The sequence below is a fragment of the Sporosarcina oncorhynchi genome (assembly GCF_033304615.1).
GTDB lineage: Bacteria > Bacillota > Bacilli > Bacillales_A > Planococcaceae > Sporosarcina > Sporosarcina oncorhynchi.
Window position 1 is genome coordinate 1,665,417 of record NZ_CP129118.1, and the last position, 16,750, is coordinate 1,682,166.

A 16,750-nucleotide genomic window follows, 5' to 3' on the forward strand; every position below is an offset into this window, starting at 1 on the left:
TTTATCCCTCCTCTTTTCTATTCTCAGATAAAGACCTTCTACGCTTACCAATGAATTGAGTAATTTTCGTGTGCATTTCATTGTTACCGAAATTATGGAACATGGCGATGGATGGGACATGGTTAGCTTCAATCACCCAGACCTTTCCTCCCTCTTCCACTCCGATATCGAATCCAATGATCGAGAGATTGTTCAACTGTGCTGAAAGAGCAATCGAGCCGTTTATACAAACCTGTTCTATATGGCTATCTGGGACACTTAAAACTTCTTCTACTGCCAATAGCTTCTGGGCACGATTCGTAATGAAATAACCGGGTGCCGCTACTTTCACAAGCTTTCCTGTTGCAATCCAACCATACTCTTCGTCGAATTGCGTAATGACGCGGACATCAAACGGGCAACCGTCTACTATGCCGAGAGCAATATAGTATTGGATAATATAATCCTCTCTTGACAGATGAAGTGAATGTATAGACTGAAAAAGAGCATCAAACGTTTTATATGTTGAGAGGTTGTTCCTTTTCTGCACTTCAAAATCTCCGCTAGGCATAATCGTTATTTTAACAATCCCTTTTCCTTGTTGGCCAACAGCCGGTTTAATGATCGCTTTCCCGTAATTACGAAGAAAAGCTTTTAATGTCGATTTTGTGCAAAGGTCTGTATGCGGCATAAAAGGGCGTATAGTCCTACTTCTGATGAAAGACTGGTATTGGCTCCACTTACTGTTTCGTTCATGCAAGATGGTATCGTAGAGGAAAAAGGCGCCCTCAGCATATCCAATTTCCAAAACCATTGTATGACATCCTACAAAGGCATCGCCAAGCTTTCCCGCCACTGCAAGGAGGAAACGATTTAGCTTCCAGTGGATAAGAAAATTCATATATCGTGGTGTACACTCTGTATCTTGTACTGTCTTATGAACCGTTTTCCAGTTGGCTCCTTCACGCTTCCTTTGAAGCGTATAAAAAGTTCTGCACGGCGTATAGGAAATTGTCGGATTGACTTGAATAATATACGTCTTTTTTGGATGAAGTTGTTTTATCAGACAGGGGACGATTGATTTTCTATCCGTAACAATTGGCTCATTATCATTGACAACTAAATTGTACGTCTCTCCGGATTTAATTATCCGAATTAACTCAGGTCCAAGGAGAGGTCTAATAAACAATGGTTGCAAATTGTTGAGCAAACTTGTAAGAACGGATTCGGAATAGACGTGTATATCAGGAACATGCGGTGATAGACGCTTTGTGTTTTTTAGCAGTTTATAATGACCAAAGCGTCCACGTGTAATTGTCATACCATTCCCTCCTATTGCAAACCAGCGATCATGATGAAGAATCTATTCACATCCTAAAGCCCTAATTGAGCCTTTTTTCACAGCTAATAATCCGTTCTGGTCAAAAAAACCTGAAATGGTAAAGCGTTTGACGAAATCAACTTTCGTCCTCTCGTCGGTATCGTAGAAAACTGCAACAAACGGATACTCCTTGCCATTTACCGTGCCCATACCAGAAACGGTAACTTCACATGCATGGCTATTGTTACAACATTCGACACAAGATACTTTTGTCGCCGTAAATATGAAGCTGTATTTAGCGCCTTCCGTCTGCTCATCCTCAAAATCGACAACTAGTAATGCGTTATCAAGTGCAGAAACACAAACGTTTGCGTGATAGGTCAGACACCCTTTAACTGTATAATGTTGTCCGTGAAACTTGGCGTGGCGAGCAAAAGATTCTGCATCTGCTTTCACACCGCAATGACATTCCAAACCCATAAAATTTCCTCCTTTTTTTGTATGATACTTTAGTATATTGCTGAAAATCTAAGTAGACTTGGTGTTTGTCCCATTCGGGAAGCTGTTTAAACGTCTAGACCCTTACGTCTGTTTTCGCAGCAGAAGAGCAAGTTTTGCAATGGCGTCGCTGTACATATCCCCTTTAATGAGAATGATTGTATGGCTATCCACAATTTCGTTCAACAGTTTAAAAGCGCCATGCTGATTAGCAAACGAATACACTTCTTTTACAGGATTTGTTCTTTTGACATACTCCGCCATAATACTCGCATGCTCCCCCACCGTAATTAGCACATCCACTTTGTTGTCGGCGATAATCTTACCGGCGTGTTTATGGATAATGAATCCCCAAGAACCCAAATCCGTTATCGTACCGATGATAGCTATTTTCTTTTTGGTTTCACCAACAGCATTTAGCACTTTCAAAGCCGCTTCGAGGGAAGTTGTCGTTATGCTCCATGTATCATCGATTAGGATTGAATCATTCAAACCATCTCGGACTTGTAATTGCTTATTTAGCGGTTCATACGTCTTCAGTCGTTCCTTCACGGTTTCAAAATCCATGTTCACTGCATCCGCTGCGGCAATGGCAAACAACGCATTATATACTTGATGCACGCCAAGCCCAGGAACGTAGACTTGATGTCTCTTGCCATTTCTCAAGACGGTAAAATGCATACCTTGAGAAGAAAAGGAAATATCACTTGCTCGGTAATTACATGGTTCATGGATGCCGACTGTGATGACTTTACCTTTGAATTTAGATAGATCCAAGCGCTTCGTGTACAAATCATCACAATTTATAAGCAGTTTTCCATCTGGTCCGAGTGCATGACATAGTTCCCCTTTAGCCGCAATATAGCCTTCTATTGTTTTACAATAATTTAAATGATGTTCTCCGATATTCGTGATGATACCGATTGTTGGTTTTAAGTAAGCGGCAGCCTTCGTCAAATCTCCTGGTGCACCTACAGCTGTTTCAAATACAGCCGTTTCGGTTGTATTTCCAATACTGAACAAGTTCGTCAGATGAGCTGTCCGTGAATTGTTCGTACTAATTGAATGTGCTATTTCACGATTTGTAGAAAGAATATGGAAAATCATCTCCTTCGTTGTCGTTTTGCCAGCAGTACCCGTTACTGCAATTACTGGGATATCAATATTTTGTCGATAGTCATTAATCACCTTCCAATAGGCTTCCTCCAAATCTTCCACCTTGATAATCGTCACATTTTTCTTATCTTCATACCGGCGCAGCACTTTGTCCGTCACGATTGTCAACGGAAAAAACGCCTCCAACCGATCCCAGTTGACGATCTTTCCTTTTAAGAACAACAACGTGTCCGGATGTCTGACCTGTTTCAACCGGTAAGCCGCATGTCTGATAAGCGTTTCGTCTCTCCCCTGAATTAATGAACCAGCTATTAATTTCCGGACATAACCGGCAGATAACGGTTTCAATTCGATCACTCCTTTCACCTCTACCATCCTATGTTCCTTTTATACTGCCGGCTTGTACGGATACCTATAGAAATAAAATTATGACCCGTACATATAGGGTGTATAACCATACAGATAGCTAATTGACTCATAAGTTATATAGAGTTGTCTTATTCCAAAGGGGTTGACTAGTTTTGAAAACGATTATTTTCATTGGGTCGAACAAATCCGGATCGAGCCGTGAAGCAATTAAAGCGGCAGTCAGGCTTGGCTACTTCACCGTTCTGTTCACGAACAAAGAAAGGCAATTGGCGCAAAGAAATGAATATGTTGATGTGCATGAGATGGTCATGACAAATACAGGGGATTTAGCTACAATGAGGAAGGAAATCATGAACCTCCGTGCAAAAGGAAATGAGATTATGTCCATTGTCAGTTTTGTCGACTCCAACGTTGCCAACGCATTGAAATTATGCGAAGAGTTTTGCCAAAATGGCCTATCATCTACTACTGCGGAAATTATGGAAAATAAAGCAATGACTCGGTCAGCATTGGAAGGACTGCCCTGTTCTCCTGCGTATATGACGGTGTCTGCGGGACAGACAGCCGACGTTCAGGCTATTAAAGCACTTAATCGGTTTCCTCTTATCGTGAAATCATCATCTTCTACAGGTTCCAAAGACGTTTTACAGGCATCCTCCATTGGACAATTACAGCAACATATACGAAAATTACATGAAAAAGATCAGGATGATCAGATTATCATAGAAGAATTTATCGAAGGAGATCAATATTTAGTCGAAGTTATTGTCCATGAGGGAAAAATCCATATTGCCGGCGTCATTGAACAGGAAATCACATTTGGGAAACGGTTCATTATTACAGGATATGGTGTTCTTGGCATCATACCTGTACAAATGCGTCAAAGTCTGATGGAAGTATTGGAGTCAATCGTCGAAAGACTTGCCATCCGCAATGCCGCTCTTCATGCCGAACTACGGTTAACACAGTCGGGCTGGCGTCTGATTGAGATAAACCCTCGCATCTCAGGTGGTGCGATGAATAAAATGTTGCAGGCAGCTTTCGGGTTTGATTTAGCAGAAGAAACTCTCAAATTATACTTGGGAGAACAACCTGTCCTAGACCGTAAACATACTCATTACATATTTACGCAATATGTAATTGTGCAGAATAAGGGGATTCTAGAAAAAGTGACCGGCAAAAATCGGGCTAGAAATTCCGATGGGGTTGTCGAGGTTTATATTAAACCGAAGAAAGGGACATTACTTATTCCTCCGCTATCGATGGGTCATCGGTACGCATACGTTATCGCAACAGGCAGATCAATGGTGCAAGCGAAAATGCTGGCGAAACGGGCCGCCAAAGAAATACAATTTCATCTCAAAAAAGATTGAAAAAAGGGCACCTCATTGGAGGAGGAGCCCTTTTTTTTAGGAATATTTACCGTCCATGTATTTCACTGTTTCAAACATATTCGTCTTACTTGCTCCTTTCACAAGAATGGTATCCCCTTTTTGAATTACTGAATCCAAGAGTGTATGAAGTTTTTCCCGATCTGTAAAGTGAAAGATTTTACTGGCATCCATCCCTTTCAATTTTGCTTGGGCACCGATTTCCTCTGTTCTAAAACCGTACGTAATGAGAACATCAATTTCTTGCTGATTGATATAGTCACCGACTTTTCGATATTCTTGCTCTCGCAAGTCTCCTAATTCACGCATTTGGCCGATAATCGCGATCTTTCGTTTCTTGGCAATATTCTTCAGAACATCAATCGCTGCGCGAACTCCTTCAGGATGCGAGTGGACAGTATCGTCTATCAACTTGATATTGTTCTTTAAATCATAGATTGTTAATCTACGTGGCGGCTTTTTGAAGAGCAGACCTGACTTAATCTCCATTGGTGAAAAGCCAAGATTGTCAGCGATTGCGATTGCAGACAAAGCGTTATACACATGATGCTCACCGAATATCGGGATGAAAAGTTCGATTTCCTCAGCTTGTAACTTCATTTTGAAACTCATACCGCTGTCTGTATAGTTCACATCATACGCTCGGTAGTCAGCAGGTCGTTTTATCCCGACTGTAAGGATTTCACCTTTGAACTTTTTTGTTTCAAGATATCTAGAATGATCATTGTCCTTATTAATGCAAAGTACACCTTGCTGGTCCATTCCATGGATTAGTTCTGATTTAGCCTTAGCTACGCCTCTTGGATCTCCATTGAAATTTCCGACATGCGCGAGTCCGATATTCGTAACGATACTGATCGTCGGTTGGATGATTTTGCAATGTTCGGTGATGACTCCTGGATAGGCCATTCCATATTCCAGAACGACAGCGCGGTGAGAGTCATTGATTTCAGCGGCATGTTTCTTCGTATGTTCAGTCGTGTTCCAATAATCTTTGGATTCAAATACATTCCATTTCTTCGCAAGAATAGATGCTAGAAATGCTTTCGTTGTTGTTTTACCTGCACTCCCTGTAATCCCGATGACCGGAATTTTCTCTTTGCCATTGGAACGTTTCCGTTTCACTTCACGGATTTTGCTTTGTATTACCTTCTGATTGTCAGCTATATAGATTGCATACTGTATCGTGTTTGTGACGACATCCAATTCCAAATAGAATGTAGGGGGACAACCCGGCCGCCAGTTTACTTCATAAATCCATAATTTCTGTTGCTCATCCATGCCGATATCAACACCAATTTCGTCGATTACTTCACCGAACTTTTCCATTTGAAGTTCATCCAAATGCTTCGCAAGCGACAAGGAGAAAAATTCTAGTTTCTTTCTAATATTGAATGCTTCTTCTTTAAACTCCTGCTCCAGGAAAGGATCTAGATAGTTTGTATACCCCCCACTATTGATGTTTGCAATAATGGATCCTTCCGGAGCGATGCGAGGATAGATAGCGGTGATAACCCAATCGCCCGTTCCGTTTTTTTGTACATGAAGTCTGAAATCGAAAACCTGACCATTTTTAGTCACAGATTGAATATACGGTTGTACGATAAATGACTCTGCTTTCATTTTACGTCTTATAAATTCATCTAATTCTAATTTGGAGAATAGTTTATTTAAACCTTGACCGCTCACCTTGTAACCATTTCCTTCGGCGACAATAAAAAAGATTCCTTTACCCTTTCTGCCATCAACCGGTTTAAAGACAATTTTATTGAATGCAGTTATATAATGATGAAGTTGATCTGTAGTCTTAAGAATTTCTGCCGGAATTAAATAACTGGCAAATTCTTTTGCCTTTTTCAGTCGTCGGTTGACACTCCATTTATTGCCGATGGAATGGGTCGTAAATGGAATTTCGCTTTTCAACTTTTGCATAACATTCTTTGATTTTGCAAGTTTTTCCGGACTGCCTGCATTATAAATCACATCGGGAAAAGGCATGACTTTCAACTTCCATTTCCCTTTCTCATATACTTGTCCCTTAATTGTACGGGTTGCAAAATTGACTTCTCCTGGGGAGAAATAATAGAAATCTGCACCTTCTGCAGCTGCAACAGCCGCAAATGCATAGGCTTTAATTACAGTTTTAGGGTCTTTCCGATGATGTAACATACCGATAATCGTCATTCACAAACTCCCTCTCTTCTTTTGACAACTCTATCTAGTACATGCACACGACAGGGAGTGTGATAAAGACAGTCGCATAGAGAAAAAATATATAATTGTAAACTATCCTTTCTCAGACTTTCATTTCTATAGTAGGCAATGGTTTTGAAACGAGGTTTGCGGGCATCGGATTAATGGCGATAAAACAACAAAGTTTCAAATGAATACACCGATCTGTCTTTTCAAGTGAATACAGATCGTTTGCAGAAATTGAAGGACGACCCATCATATCTACAGCTTTTAGAAGTGTCAATTGAGCACAACAGCTATCGTTTTCAATGCTTTCCAATCGAAAGAATGGTGTAGTCGTGTTGTGAAGAATGGCGGTAAATGGTTCGAATCCTTCCGCCGTGATTAACATGAATGGAATGGTATCCAGCTGTTTAGACCCAACAATATAACGACAATTCTTTCCAAATTCCGATAATAATTTCTGTTCATTTTGCAGCGCTCTCATCTCCTTGCAAATACAGCATGCATCCAATTCCATCCCTCCTCTTTTATGTATGATCAGTCATTCGATAGGTTCCAAATAGAACTTCAGTAAGCTTGCTGCATATTCTGCGTAATATTTAGCCTCTTCTTGCGTATCACTTTTCGCCATTACATAGCCATACCGGTAGCCCATCGACAATGCGGGTAGCATGAGTGAACCGATTTTTGGCGTAAGGTGGACATCAATGATTTCTGGAATTGTGTTTACCTCTTCAAGCCCATCAATTTTCAATAAATAGCCCATTCCGGCTATCGTAATATAAGAAGTATATATCGGTTGGTTCCGAATTCTGATTAGATCCGGTTCTAGACCAACATACATTTTAATCGTCTGTTCAACGATATTGATGCCGTAAGCCTCTTCCACCATCCGGTTCATAGCACCACCGGACATGCGTGGATTAATTTCAATCAGTTTCCAACCTTCATCTGTTTGTCGCACTTCCATATGGCAAGTTCCGTTTTCCAATCCGATATCAGACGTAATTTCCATTATTGTTTTCCATAATGATTCATACAATTGTTGTTCCATCTTGACGCAAACTTCGTAACCTGTGACAATGAATGTGAAATCACGTGTAATTTCCTGCTTAATGATTGCAACAATAATAGGAATACCTTCAACTACAAATAGCTCAACATTATATTGAGTTCCTTCTATATACGGTTCAATCATCAATTCGTGAGTGGACTTTCCAGTAGATAACTTCCGTATCGCGTCCTTCATTTCAATTTCGTTTTTAATGAAAAGAACATCTTTGGAACCGTTGGATACTACTCTTTTGACGATTTTTGGATAGATCCCATCAAATTCAGAGAAGGAAGAGTGAATAATTTCAAACTGGACGGATGCTTGATTCTTTCTCAATGCTTTTCGTGTCTCACTCTTGTTTTCGAGTAATCGCAACGCATTAATTGAAAGATTTGATCCGCATAATTCATTGGATACTAAAGCTGCGTCAGATACGTATGGATCAGTGAAGCTCAGGACGGCTTGTAACCGGTAGTTCTCCTGTTGAAGCCTAAAAACCACCTCGCGAATCGTTTCAACATCAATCTTCTTAACAAGCAGGATCCGTATATCGGCTGGGAAGTTCTCTCTTTCTGTTAAAAACCGCTTACGTTGAGTGAGAAGAATTGACGAATATCCTAAACGATTTGCCGCGAAGAAGGCTTCACTACTTGAGCCATTGCGTGCTGTTTCGACAAATAAAATGGCTTTCATCGAACAAGTCACACCTTTCATCTAGACAATTATCTCTTCCTAATTGTATGCAATAGCCCTCATAATGACTTAGGCTGTATAAGACGATTGCAGCAAAAAAGCACAAAGGGTGGCTCACCCTTTGTGCTTCTGTAAAAGATTAAAACGATTCAGTTGTTCAATCAGACCTTCATTAAGCAGTACTTCGACTTCGACCTTACCAAACAAATCAAAGTGCGGATAATCCGCTTTGTGATCGATCCATTCTGGTTTCAATCCGTAAGCCTTTCCCCATTCAATCAATTTTTCCAGATCTGCACAACCCGCTTTCGTAACGGTTTTACTACTAGGAAAACGATCATCCAACCAATAATGCGTCAAAAAAGCCATTTCACCAGATCGGACCGCCGATTTCCATGCATATAATTCTTTTCGGTTAATACCAAAAGCCATTAGTCAGTCCCTCGCTGGATTTCAACATATTTAGCATCCCACACGGGGTCGATTTTCCGTAGTGAGATTGGACGGAAATTCTCCTTTTTCACTACTACATGCTCGGAAGTGGCTGTAGCTGCAACGGTTTGATCTTCATGTAAAATTTCATATCCATAGACTGTCCGCAGCTTCCCATGGGATTCAACCCATGTCCTTACAGTTGCGGTTTGACCATATTTCATCGCGGCTTTATATTGAATCGATAAATCGATAACCGGAGATAAGTAGCCTTCTTTTTCAAGGCCAGCATACGTGAAACCCAGATCTTTAATAAGATTTGTCCGACCAATTTCCATCCATATTAAATAGTTCGCATGATAGACGACCCCCATCTGATCGGTCTCTGCGTACCTGATTTCAATTTCCTTTTCACTTATAAACATCGTCATCACCTCTAGGTCATTATACAAAAGAGCGAGAGAAAATGCTGTTCTTCGACTCACCCAAACAAATGAACATACGAAAAACATCCGGATCGACTACGCGATCCGGATGTTTAATTTCTATGCTTATTCAGCTTTCATCTTATCACGAAGAACCATTTGAAGGATTCCGCCGTGACGGTAGTAGTCTACTTCTACATCAGAATCGAAACGTGCCAACACGTCGAATTCTTTAACAGAACCATCTTTTGCAGTAGCAGTTACTTTCAGGATATCGCGTGGCTTAACGCCTTCTGCGATATTGACGCTAATTTCTTCTTCTCCTGTAAGACCAAGTGTTTCAGCACTTTCACCCTTCATGAACTGAAGTGGAAGTACACCCATCATCACAAGGTTTGAACGGTGGATACGCTCATAGCTTTCAGCGATAACTGTCTTGATGCCAAGTAAGGATGTACCTTTAGCAGCCCAGTCACGTGAAGATCCCATTCCGTAGTCTTTTCCTGTAATGATAACAAGGCCAGTTCCATCTTCCTGATAGCGCATTGCTGCATCATAGATCGGGCAGATTTCTTTTGTCGGCCAGTAAGTTGTGTAGCCGCCTTCTGTACCTTTAGCAATTTGGTTACGAATACGGATGTTTGCGAATGTACCACGCATCATGACTTCGTGGTTACCACGACGTGAACCATATGAGTTGAAGTAACGTGGTTCTACGCCATTTTCGCGCAAGTATTTACCAGCTGGAGTATCTTTACCGATTGCGCCAGCAGGTGAGATATGGTCCGTTGTAATTGAGTCACCAAATTTACCGATGACGCGAAGTCCTGATAATGCTTGGATATCAGCAGGCTCTGTTGAGAGACCTTCAAAGAACGGCGGATTTTGGATATAAGTTGAGTTTTCATCGAAATCATACAAGGAATCATCAGTCGTTTCGATAGCGTTCCATGCTTCGTTTTCAGTGAATACACGTGCATATTCTTTACGGAATAGCTCAGGTGTTACTGTCGATTTGACGACTTCATTAATTTCTTCAGTTGTCGGCCAGATATCTTTGAAGAATACATCCGTACCATCTTTTCCTTTACCGATTGGATCTTTTTCGAAATCAATATCGACTGTACCTGCAAGTGCATAAGCAACAACTAGTGGCGGAGATGCCAAGTAGTTCGCTTTCACTAGAGGGTGGATACGCCCTTCGAAGTTACGGTTCCCTGAAAGTACAGAAGATACCAATAGATCGTTCTCGATGACTGTCTTCTCGATTTCAGGTAGAAGTGGACCGGAGTTACCGATACATGTTGTACAACCATACCCGACTGTGTTGAATCCGATTTGATCCAAGTATTCATTTAGACCAGAATCATTCAAATAGCCAGTAACGACTTTTGAACCTGGTGCAAGTGATGTTTTCACATATGCAGGAGGTGTCAATCCTTTTTCAACTGCCTTCTTCGCAACAAGTCCAGCACCTAACATTACGTATGGGTTAGAAGTGTTTGTACAAGAAGTGATTGCAGCGATTGCAAGGTCACCTGTCTTCATACCTACAGACCGTCCATCTTCAAATTCAACAGTAGCTTTCTTGTCAAATTCTTTAGGAGTCAAACCGAAACCTTGATTTCCTTCAGGTGCTACAACAGAATCTTTGAAAGAACGTTGCAGTTCTGTGAGAGGAATCATGTCTTGAGGACGTTTTGGTCCAGCAAGGTTCGCTACAATTTTAGAAAGATCGATTTCGACGACTTCCGTATATGTCGGCTCTTCATTGTCCACTGTGAAGAACATATCGTTTTCTTCAAGATATCTTTTTACGACTTGAATATGTTCTTCTTCGCGTCCAGTCAGACGCATGTAATCTAGTGACTCTTCGTCAACAGGGAAGAATCCGCATGTTGCACCATATTCAGGAGCCATGTTGGCAATTGTTGCACGGTCTGCAAGTGGTAGTTTTGCTACACCTGGTCCGAAGAACTCGACGAATTTGCCAACAACGCCATGTGCACGAAGAGTTTGTGTCACTTTAAGTGCAAGGTCAGTTGCAGTCGTTCCGTTTGGAAGTTCACCTAAAAGTTTAACACCGATAACTTCAGGAATTGGGAAGTATGAAGGTTGCCCGAGCATTCCAGCTTCAGCTTCGATACCACCGACACCCCACCCTAGAACACCGATACCATTAATCATAGTTGTATGCGAGTCAGTTCCGACTAACGTATCAGGATACGTTTCGAATGAACCATCTTTGTTTTCAACTGCATGAACAACATTTGCAAGATACTCAAGGTTTACTTGGTGGACAATACCTGTTGCAGGTGGAACTGCACGGTAGTTGTCATACGCTTTTTGTGCCCAGCTTAAGAACTGGTAACGTTCAGCGTTACGTTCAAATTCAAGTTCCATATTCAAACGTAGTGCATCGTCAGTACCATAACGGTCAACTTGCACCGAGTGGTCAATGACAAGGTCAACCGGGATTTCTGGGTTGATTTTATTTGGATCTCCACCCATTTTAGCCATTGCAGAGCGAAGTGCGGCAAGATCGACAACTACAGGTACACCTGTGAAGTCTTGAAGAATTACGCGAGAAGGTTTGAATGGAACTTCAGCATCCTTGTCTGCATCTTTCCCCCATTTCGCCAAGTTTTCAACGTGTTCATCCTTGATGACATAGCCGTCATATTGGCGCAGGACGGATTCAAGTAACACTTTCACTGAGTAAGGCAGTTTAGAAATATTAGCAATTCCCGCGTCTTGAAGAGCTTTGATATGATAATAGTTATACGTCTTACCATTCAGCTCGAATGACTTGCGGCTGTTATGCAAATTACTTTTAGCCATGTGTATATTCCTCCTTTATCTACTGAAAAGGCCATAAATAAGCATCTTTTCTCTATTACATCATAATACAGCTAGGTTCATAAGTAAAATACTTAATAATTATAGTCTTTCATAAGAAATTGTAATGACCCGAGAAAGACTCTTATAAAAGCAGGTTTTGCATATAGTGTGTCATAAATACATCTGCAGGATCAAACTGTTTTCTGATTTCAAGGAAGCGCCCAAGCTGAGGGTAAAGAGCTTTTGTTTCTTCGCCGTGCAGCTTGTTCATCTTACCGAAATGTGGTCTTCCGTCATATTTTTTCATTAGAGCATCGACCCATTTGAAGTAAGGTGCATCGTCCATTCCTTTATACATATGAAATGCGATAAAAGCGGAAGGCACTCCCTGAGTAGGACTTAACATTCCCTTTTCTCCAGCTGTCACCCGACACTCAATCGGGAAATGGACGTAAAATGGATGTGCTTTTAAAAATCCATGCATTTCTTCCATGCAAGTCTTAAAACTGCTCAGCGGAATCGCATATTCGCATTCTGTGAACCGAACTAATCTAGGAGTCGGCAATATTTCATGATAATAGCCACTTTTAGTTCCAGTCGGGATGGCAGATGCAGCAAAATGCGTCATTTTTCTTGATAGTTGTGGTTTTAGACGTACGATTTCGGACATGAGTTTGAAGCCGACTGTTTCTATAATACCATCCTTTACGAAGTCCATCGATTTTGAATGCCAATGTTGTTTTTTTAATGTTGTCTCATTCATCGTTTTGACTTGTATACTATCTGAACCTGGAAAGTAAAACCATTCCAGATGTCTATGCTCTGTTAAACCGGTTGACCATTCCGCCATTGCCTGCTGAAACGGCTTGCGTTCATTTGTCACAGTCAAACTATATAGTGGTACTGTACGAATGGTAACTTTAACAAGTACACCGAGTAATCCGAGCGAGATACTTAAAGCGTTTGACAGATCGTCATCATCGCGGCGATGATGTCGTACTTCCCCGTTGCCGTCCACCCACGTCCACGCAACGACTTGATTCGATAATGAAGCAAATCTGATCCCGGTACCATGTGTCCCTGTGCTAATTGCACCCGCAATCGTTTGCTGTTGGATATCCCCCATATTCTCAAATGCCATATCAGCAGAAGCAAGCAGCGGGGCAGCTTCATACAAATAGGTGCCGGCCCAAAACGTTGCTTCCATCGATGACCGGTCGACGGAAACCAATCCCCTCATTCGGTGCAAAGATAGCGCTTCATCATCCGGTTTCGCTACTGCACTGAAAGAATGACCAGCCCCAATCACTTTTAATGTTTTCCCACGGATCCTGCAACTGTCGATGATCTGTTGAATTTCACGCACAGATTCAGGGAAATGGAAATGTTCCGGTTGTGCATGTACATTGCCAGCCCAGTTATTCCACGTTTGTCGTCCACTACGAATTACAGGAAGCATGCTCCATCTCCTCTATACGTTTTGAATGTTTTCACGTAACGATCTCCCCGTCTTGCATGCAGTTCATTGAACTGCTCACAAAGCTCTCCTGCCTTTGCATGTCGAAAAAAGACTGTATCGCCTATCGATAAAGATTTTTCTTTGTCATAGACAGGCGTCTGCACTTCCCCGGCTCCTTCGTTTGCCAATAGCGTCAAATGCTTCGGCCATACCGGTACTGGACTTTTATCGATGCCTGGTGCGCCTGATGCTACATATCCTCCCCCGTGGCAAACCGCAATTTGGGCATCCGGTTTCCGGGTCACTCGCAAAGCAAAAAATGTCGCAGGCTCAAATGGTGCATTGTTATATCTGGAGAACAATGCAGGAAAATAAAAGGCCGACCCGATTGTCACTTCTGACACCTCTTCCGCACGGCATGTAAATTCAATACTGCCCGACCCCCCGCCATTCACAAAACGGACAGCAGGAAAAGCTTTGCGGATTTCATGGACTGCAGCTTTACGATATAAATCCACTTTTTTTTCTGAATGAAGTTTTAATGCGCGAATAATAGGCTTCTGCCATTTGGCAGCAGGTATGTCTGCTACACCGGCAATCTGCGCTTCATAACCCATAACGCCAACAACTTCGACAAATGAATATACTTGTAGTTTTTGAATCAGTTCTCTCACATCATCTAGTTTCTTCAAGGATGATCGCTGGGTTCCAAAATAGAGCAACTTATAATCTGTAGATAGATTTATATCAAGACAGATTTCAATCTTTACATCGAAGGCTTCACCGATACGATGTAAAAGACCCACTTGTTCTTCACTGTCCACCATGAAAATCACTTTTGCACCATTGGCGATGTAAGGAATGAGTAAAACGATAGCTGCCTTCTCCAACTGCGGATAACCGATCAACAAATCGTCAAAACCTCTTTCCAATAAAAACTGGGTCTCTTCGCAGTCATACGTCATCCAGCCACCGTGATTAGTCAACTGTTCGGCGATATAACGCAGTAGTTCGACAGATCTGACCGATTTGGTAGCAATACGGATCTTTTTGTCGACAGTAAGTCTGTTTACCATTTCGATATTCCAATCTACCGCTTCCATATCAATGCATGCAAATGGACGCTTTAGGTTAGCATAGGCCTTCAAAGCATCATTCACTTTATCCATCTCCCTATGTTTTTCTCTATAAGTTAAGTATATTCTGATTTCGTGACAGGCGCAAAAATTAGGTCTTTTACATTTGAAATTTGCTGATAATTTTCTAGCTTTATGGCATGATGAATATGCAGCTAATCAAAAGGAGTGGGAAAGATGAAAAAAGCTTTATTGGTTATTGACTATACACATGACTTTGTTGCTAGAGACGGTGCATTGTCTTGTGGAGAACCGGGAATCGCTTTGGAAGAGTATATCTTAGATCTAACTAGAAATTTTCTAGATGCAAGTGACCTTGTTATCACGCTCAATGATATACACGAAAAAAACGATCCATATCATCCAGAAACAACATTATTTCCTCCCCATAATATTAAAGGGACTGCAGGACGCAATCTCTATGGCAAATTACACGACTTATATGAGGAACGGAAGGAAGAAATTATTTGGACCGATAAAACGCGCTATAGTGCATTTGCAGGAACTGATCTAGATATTAAACTTCGTTCACGCGGTATTACAGAGTTGCATTTGGTCGGAGTATGTACAGATATTTGTATTTTACACACGTCTGTTGATGCCTTTAACAAAGGATATAATCTCGTCATCCATGAAAAAGGTGTCGCGAGTTTCGATGCAGAAGGTCATGCTTGGGCATTACGCCATTTTGAGAACACGCTTGGAGCAAAAATCATACGTTGATAGTAATCTTTTTTGTATTTATTTTGCTAAAAATGTTTGAGGTATCAAAATAAAGGATATTCAAATACTACGAAGGCAATTACAACTTACAAAAAAGGAGATGGCGTACATGAGTTTTATTTGGTTCTTAATTATTGGCGGTATTATCGGTTGGCTAGCAGGTCTTATTCTAGGTAAAGATATTCCAGGTGGAATTATTGGTAATATTATTGCGGGTATCATTGGTGCATGGATTGGTGGAACATTGCTAGGCGCATGGGGCCCGAAAGTTTCAGATTTCTATATTGTCCCTGCATTATTAGGCGCAATCATCTTGGTATTCATTGTCAGCTTGATCATGAAGTCAATGCGTAGAGCAACATAATATTATAAGACCTTCGAGAATATATAATAAAACAGTGGAAACGGTTAATCCGTTCCCACTGTTTTTTTGGCTTCCATATCTATTCTCTGGCCTTCAAATTCATTATAAAAGAACAATATATCTTCCACATATTTTTCGCTATGATTATAATGGAATATTGCCTTTTCGATATTTCCGTCCGCTGCTCCGCTTTTAGACAAATAATTCGCCGCACTGAAAATAGCATCTTCGATATCATAAGGATCTGCTATACCGTCGCCGTTTGCATCGACACCGTAACCGCCATACTTCTTAATGACAGCTGGATCAGTTTTATCAGCTTCGAGAATATTCCCTTTGCCAAGTCCGTCGCATCCCGGATAAGACCACCCGACAAATGTACAGGGCATGAACTGCATATGGCCTTCCGCTCCAGCCGGTGACAATAAGGAATCCATCGTAGAAAATCGGGTTTCTATACGATGATGGGCAGCGAGGAGTGTCCAAGGTATATTATATTCATCTGCTGCAGCCTGATAAATTGGAATATATTCTTCAGGGATTGTTGTTGCCGTATGGCGTTCCTGAAGTTCCAATAGCGTGCTTGCTGATTTTTTGATGAGTTCGGGATGTTGAACAGTTGTCCAGACGATAGCCGCCAAAGTGAAGGTCGTGACAGCGACGGGAAGAAGCAAAATGATCATAATGAATTTGGTTTTGTTCGATAAACCTTTCCGCTTCTTTTTTTTCACTGCACCACTCTTTTCCATATAT

At 41.3% G+C, this 16,750-nt stretch carries 15 protein-coding genes; 3 read left to right on the plus strand and 12 right to left on the minus strand.

The features are described from left to right. Position 1 precedes the first annotated feature (1 nt). The 3 genes from QWT69_RS07940 to QWT69_RS07950 form a co-directional block, all read right to left on the minus strand. Positions 2-1,300, minus strand: coding sequence for a YheC/YheD family protein (locus QWT69_RS07940; RefSeq protein WP_317970683.1), 1,299 nt, complete (start codon positions 1,298-1,300; stop codon positions 2-4). A gap of 42 nt (positions 1,301-1,342) precedes the next feature. Further along, positions 1,343-1,780 (minus strand): hypothetical protein, encoded by a 438-nt coding sequence (locus QWT69_RS07945; RefSeq protein WP_317970685.1) that lies wholly within the window; start codon positions 1,778-1,780, stop codon positions 1,343-1,345. Positions 1,781-1,882: 102 nt separating this feature from the next. Further along, entirely contained in the window at positions 1,883-3,262 is a 1,380-nt protein-coding gene (locus tag QWT69_RS07950; RefSeq protein WP_317970687.1) for a Mur ligase family protein, read from the minus strand. Between the two features lie 173 nt (positions 3,263-3,435). On the opposite strand from QWT69_RS07950, the gene QWT69_RS07955 reads away from it, so the two are divergent. Beyond that, positions 3,436-4,656 carry an ATP-grasp domain-containing protein gene (locus QWT69_RS07955; RefSeq protein ID WP_317970689.1) on the plus strand — a complete coding sequence of 407 codons (1,221 nt, stop codon included), beginning with the start codon at positions 3,436-3,438 and terminating at the stop codon, positions 4,654-4,656. A 36-nt stretch (positions 4,657-4,692) separates the two neighbouring features. On the opposite strand, the gene QWT69_RS07960 is transcribed toward QWT69_RS07955, so the two are convergent. The 8 genes from QWT69_RS07960 to QWT69_RS07995 form a co-directional block, all read right to left on the minus strand. Then, on the minus strand, positions 4,693-6,858 hold the full coding sequence (locus QWT69_RS07960) for a YheC/YheD family protein (RefSeq protein WP_317970691.1): 2,166 nt from the start codon (positions 6,856-6,858) through the stop codon (positions 4,693-4,695). 112 nt (positions 6,859-6,970) lie between these two features. After that, positions 6,971-7,381 carry a CotY/CotZ family spore coat protein gene (locus tag QWT69_RS07965; protein WP_317970693.1) on the minus strand — a complete coding sequence of 137 codons (411 nt, stop codon included), beginning with the start codon at positions 7,379-7,381 and terminating at the stop codon, positions 6,971-6,973. A gap of 30 nt (positions 7,382-7,411) precedes the next feature. Beyond that, positions 7,412-8,638: an ATP-grasp domain-containing protein gene (locus QWT69_RS07970; RefSeq protein ID WP_317970695.1), complete on the minus strand. Its 1,227-nt coding sequence runs from the start codon at positions 8,636-8,638 to the stop codon at positions 7,412-7,414. A gap of 93 nt (positions 8,639-8,731) precedes the next feature. After that, positions 8,732-9,049 (minus strand): hypothetical protein, encoded by a 318-nt coding sequence (locus QWT69_RS07975; protein ID WP_317970697.1) that lies wholly within the window; start codon positions 9,047-9,049, stop codon positions 8,732-8,734. Further along, positions 9,049-9,474 (minus strand): acyl-CoA thioesterase, encoded by a 426-nt coding sequence (locus tag QWT69_RS07980; protein WP_317970699.1) that lies wholly within the window; start codon positions 9,472-9,474, stop codon positions 9,049-9,051. The genes QWT69_RS07975 and QWT69_RS07980 overlap by 1 nt, the downstream gene beginning before the upstream one ends. A gap of 126 nt (positions 9,475-9,600) precedes the next feature. Further along, positions 9,601-12,315, minus strand: coding sequence for an aconitate hydratase AcnA (acnA, locus tag QWT69_RS07985; protein WP_317970701.1), 2,715 nt, complete (start codon positions 12,313-12,315; stop codon positions 9,601-9,603). 142 nt (positions 12,316-12,457) lie between these two features. Then, positions 12,458-13,774: a D-arabinono-1,4-lactone oxidase gene (locus QWT69_RS07990; protein WP_317970703.1), complete on the minus strand. Its 1,317-nt coding sequence runs from the start codon at positions 13,772-13,774 to the stop codon at positions 12,458-12,460. After that, positions 13,762-14,943 carry an alanine racemase gene (locus QWT69_RS07995; RefSeq protein WP_317970705.1) on the minus strand — a complete coding sequence of 394 codons (1,182 nt, stop codon included), beginning with the start codon at positions 14,941-14,943 and terminating at the stop codon, positions 13,762-13,764. The genes QWT69_RS07990 and QWT69_RS07995 overlap by 13 nt, the downstream gene beginning before the upstream one ends. A gap of 144 nt (positions 14,944-15,087) precedes the next feature. Between QWT69_RS07995 and QWT69_RS08000 the strand changes: the two genes are divergently transcribed. Both QWT69_RS08000 and QWT69_RS08005 read left to right on the plus strand, forming a co-directional pair. Beyond that, the gene (locus QWT69_RS08000) at positions 15,088-15,633 is read left to right on the plus strand and encodes a cysteine hydrolase family protein (RefSeq protein ID WP_317970707.1); all 546 of its coding nucleotides are present in this window, start codon (positions 15,088-15,090) and stop codon (positions 15,631-15,633) included. A 109-nt stretch (positions 15,634-15,742) separates the two neighbouring features. Then, a complete protein-coding gene (locus tag QWT69_RS08005) occupies positions 15,743-15,997 on the plus strand; it encodes a GlsB/YeaQ/YmgE family stress response membrane protein (protein WP_317970709.1) in 255 nt (84 codons plus the stop codon). A 44-nt stretch (positions 15,998-16,041) separates the two neighbouring features. Here QWT69_RS08005 and QWT69_RS08010 read toward each other — a convergent pair whose 3' ends face one another. Further along, positions 16,042-16,746, minus strand: a complete 705-nt coding sequence (locus QWT69_RS08010) for a lytic transglycosylase domain-containing protein (RefSeq protein WP_431312327.1) — start codon at positions 16,744-16,746, stop codon at positions 16,042-16,044. Between the last annotated feature and the right edge of the window lie 4 nt (positions 16,747-16,750).

Coding starts and splice junctions, on each gene's coding strand:
- QWT69_RS07940 (WP_317970683.1), bottom strand. CDS start 1,300: ATGACAATTACACGTGGACGCTTTGGTCATTATAAACTGCTAAAAAAC.
- QWT69_RS07945 (WP_317970685.1), bottom strand. CDS start 1,780: ATGGGTTTGGAATGTCATTGCGGTGTGAAAGCAGATGCAGAATCTTTT.
- QWT69_RS07960 (WP_317970691.1), bottom strand. CDS start 6,858: ATGACGATTATCGGTATGTTACATCATCGGAAAGACCCTAAAACTGTA.
- QWT69_RS07970 (WP_317970695.1), bottom strand. CDS start 8,638: ATGAAAGGTGTGACTTGTTCGATGAAAGCCATTTTATTTGTCGAAACA.
- QWT69_RS07975 (WP_317970697.1), bottom strand. CDS start 9,049: ATGGCTTTTGGTATTAACCGAAAAGAATTATATGCATGGAAATCGGCG.
- QWT69_RS07980 (WP_317970699.1), bottom strand. CDS start 9,474: ATGTTTATAAGTGAAAAGGAAATTGAAATCAGGTACGCAGAGACCGAT.
- acnA (WP_317970701.1), bottom strand. CDS start 12,315: ATGGCTAAAAGTAATTTGCATAACAGCCGCAAGTCATTCGAGCTGAAT.
- QWT69_RS07990 (WP_317970703.1), bottom strand. CDS start 13,774: ATGCTTCCTGTAATTCGTAGTGGACGACAAACGTGGAATAACTGGGCT.
- QWT69_RS07995 (WP_317970705.1), bottom strand. CDS start 14,943: ATGGATAAAGTGAATGATGCTTTGAAGGCCTATGCTAACCTAAAGCGT.
- QWT69_RS08000 (WP_317970707.1), top strand. CDS start 15,088: ATGAAAAAAGCTTTATTGGTTATTGACTATACACATGACTTTGTTGCT.
- QWT69_RS08005 (WP_317970709.1), top strand. CDS start 15,743: ATGAGTTTTATTTGGTTCTTAATTATTGGCGGTATTATCGGTTGGCTA.
- QWT69_RS08010 (WP_431312327.1), bottom strand. CDS start 16,746: ATGGAAAAGAGTGGTGCAGTGAAAAAAAAGAAGCGGAAAGGTTTATCG.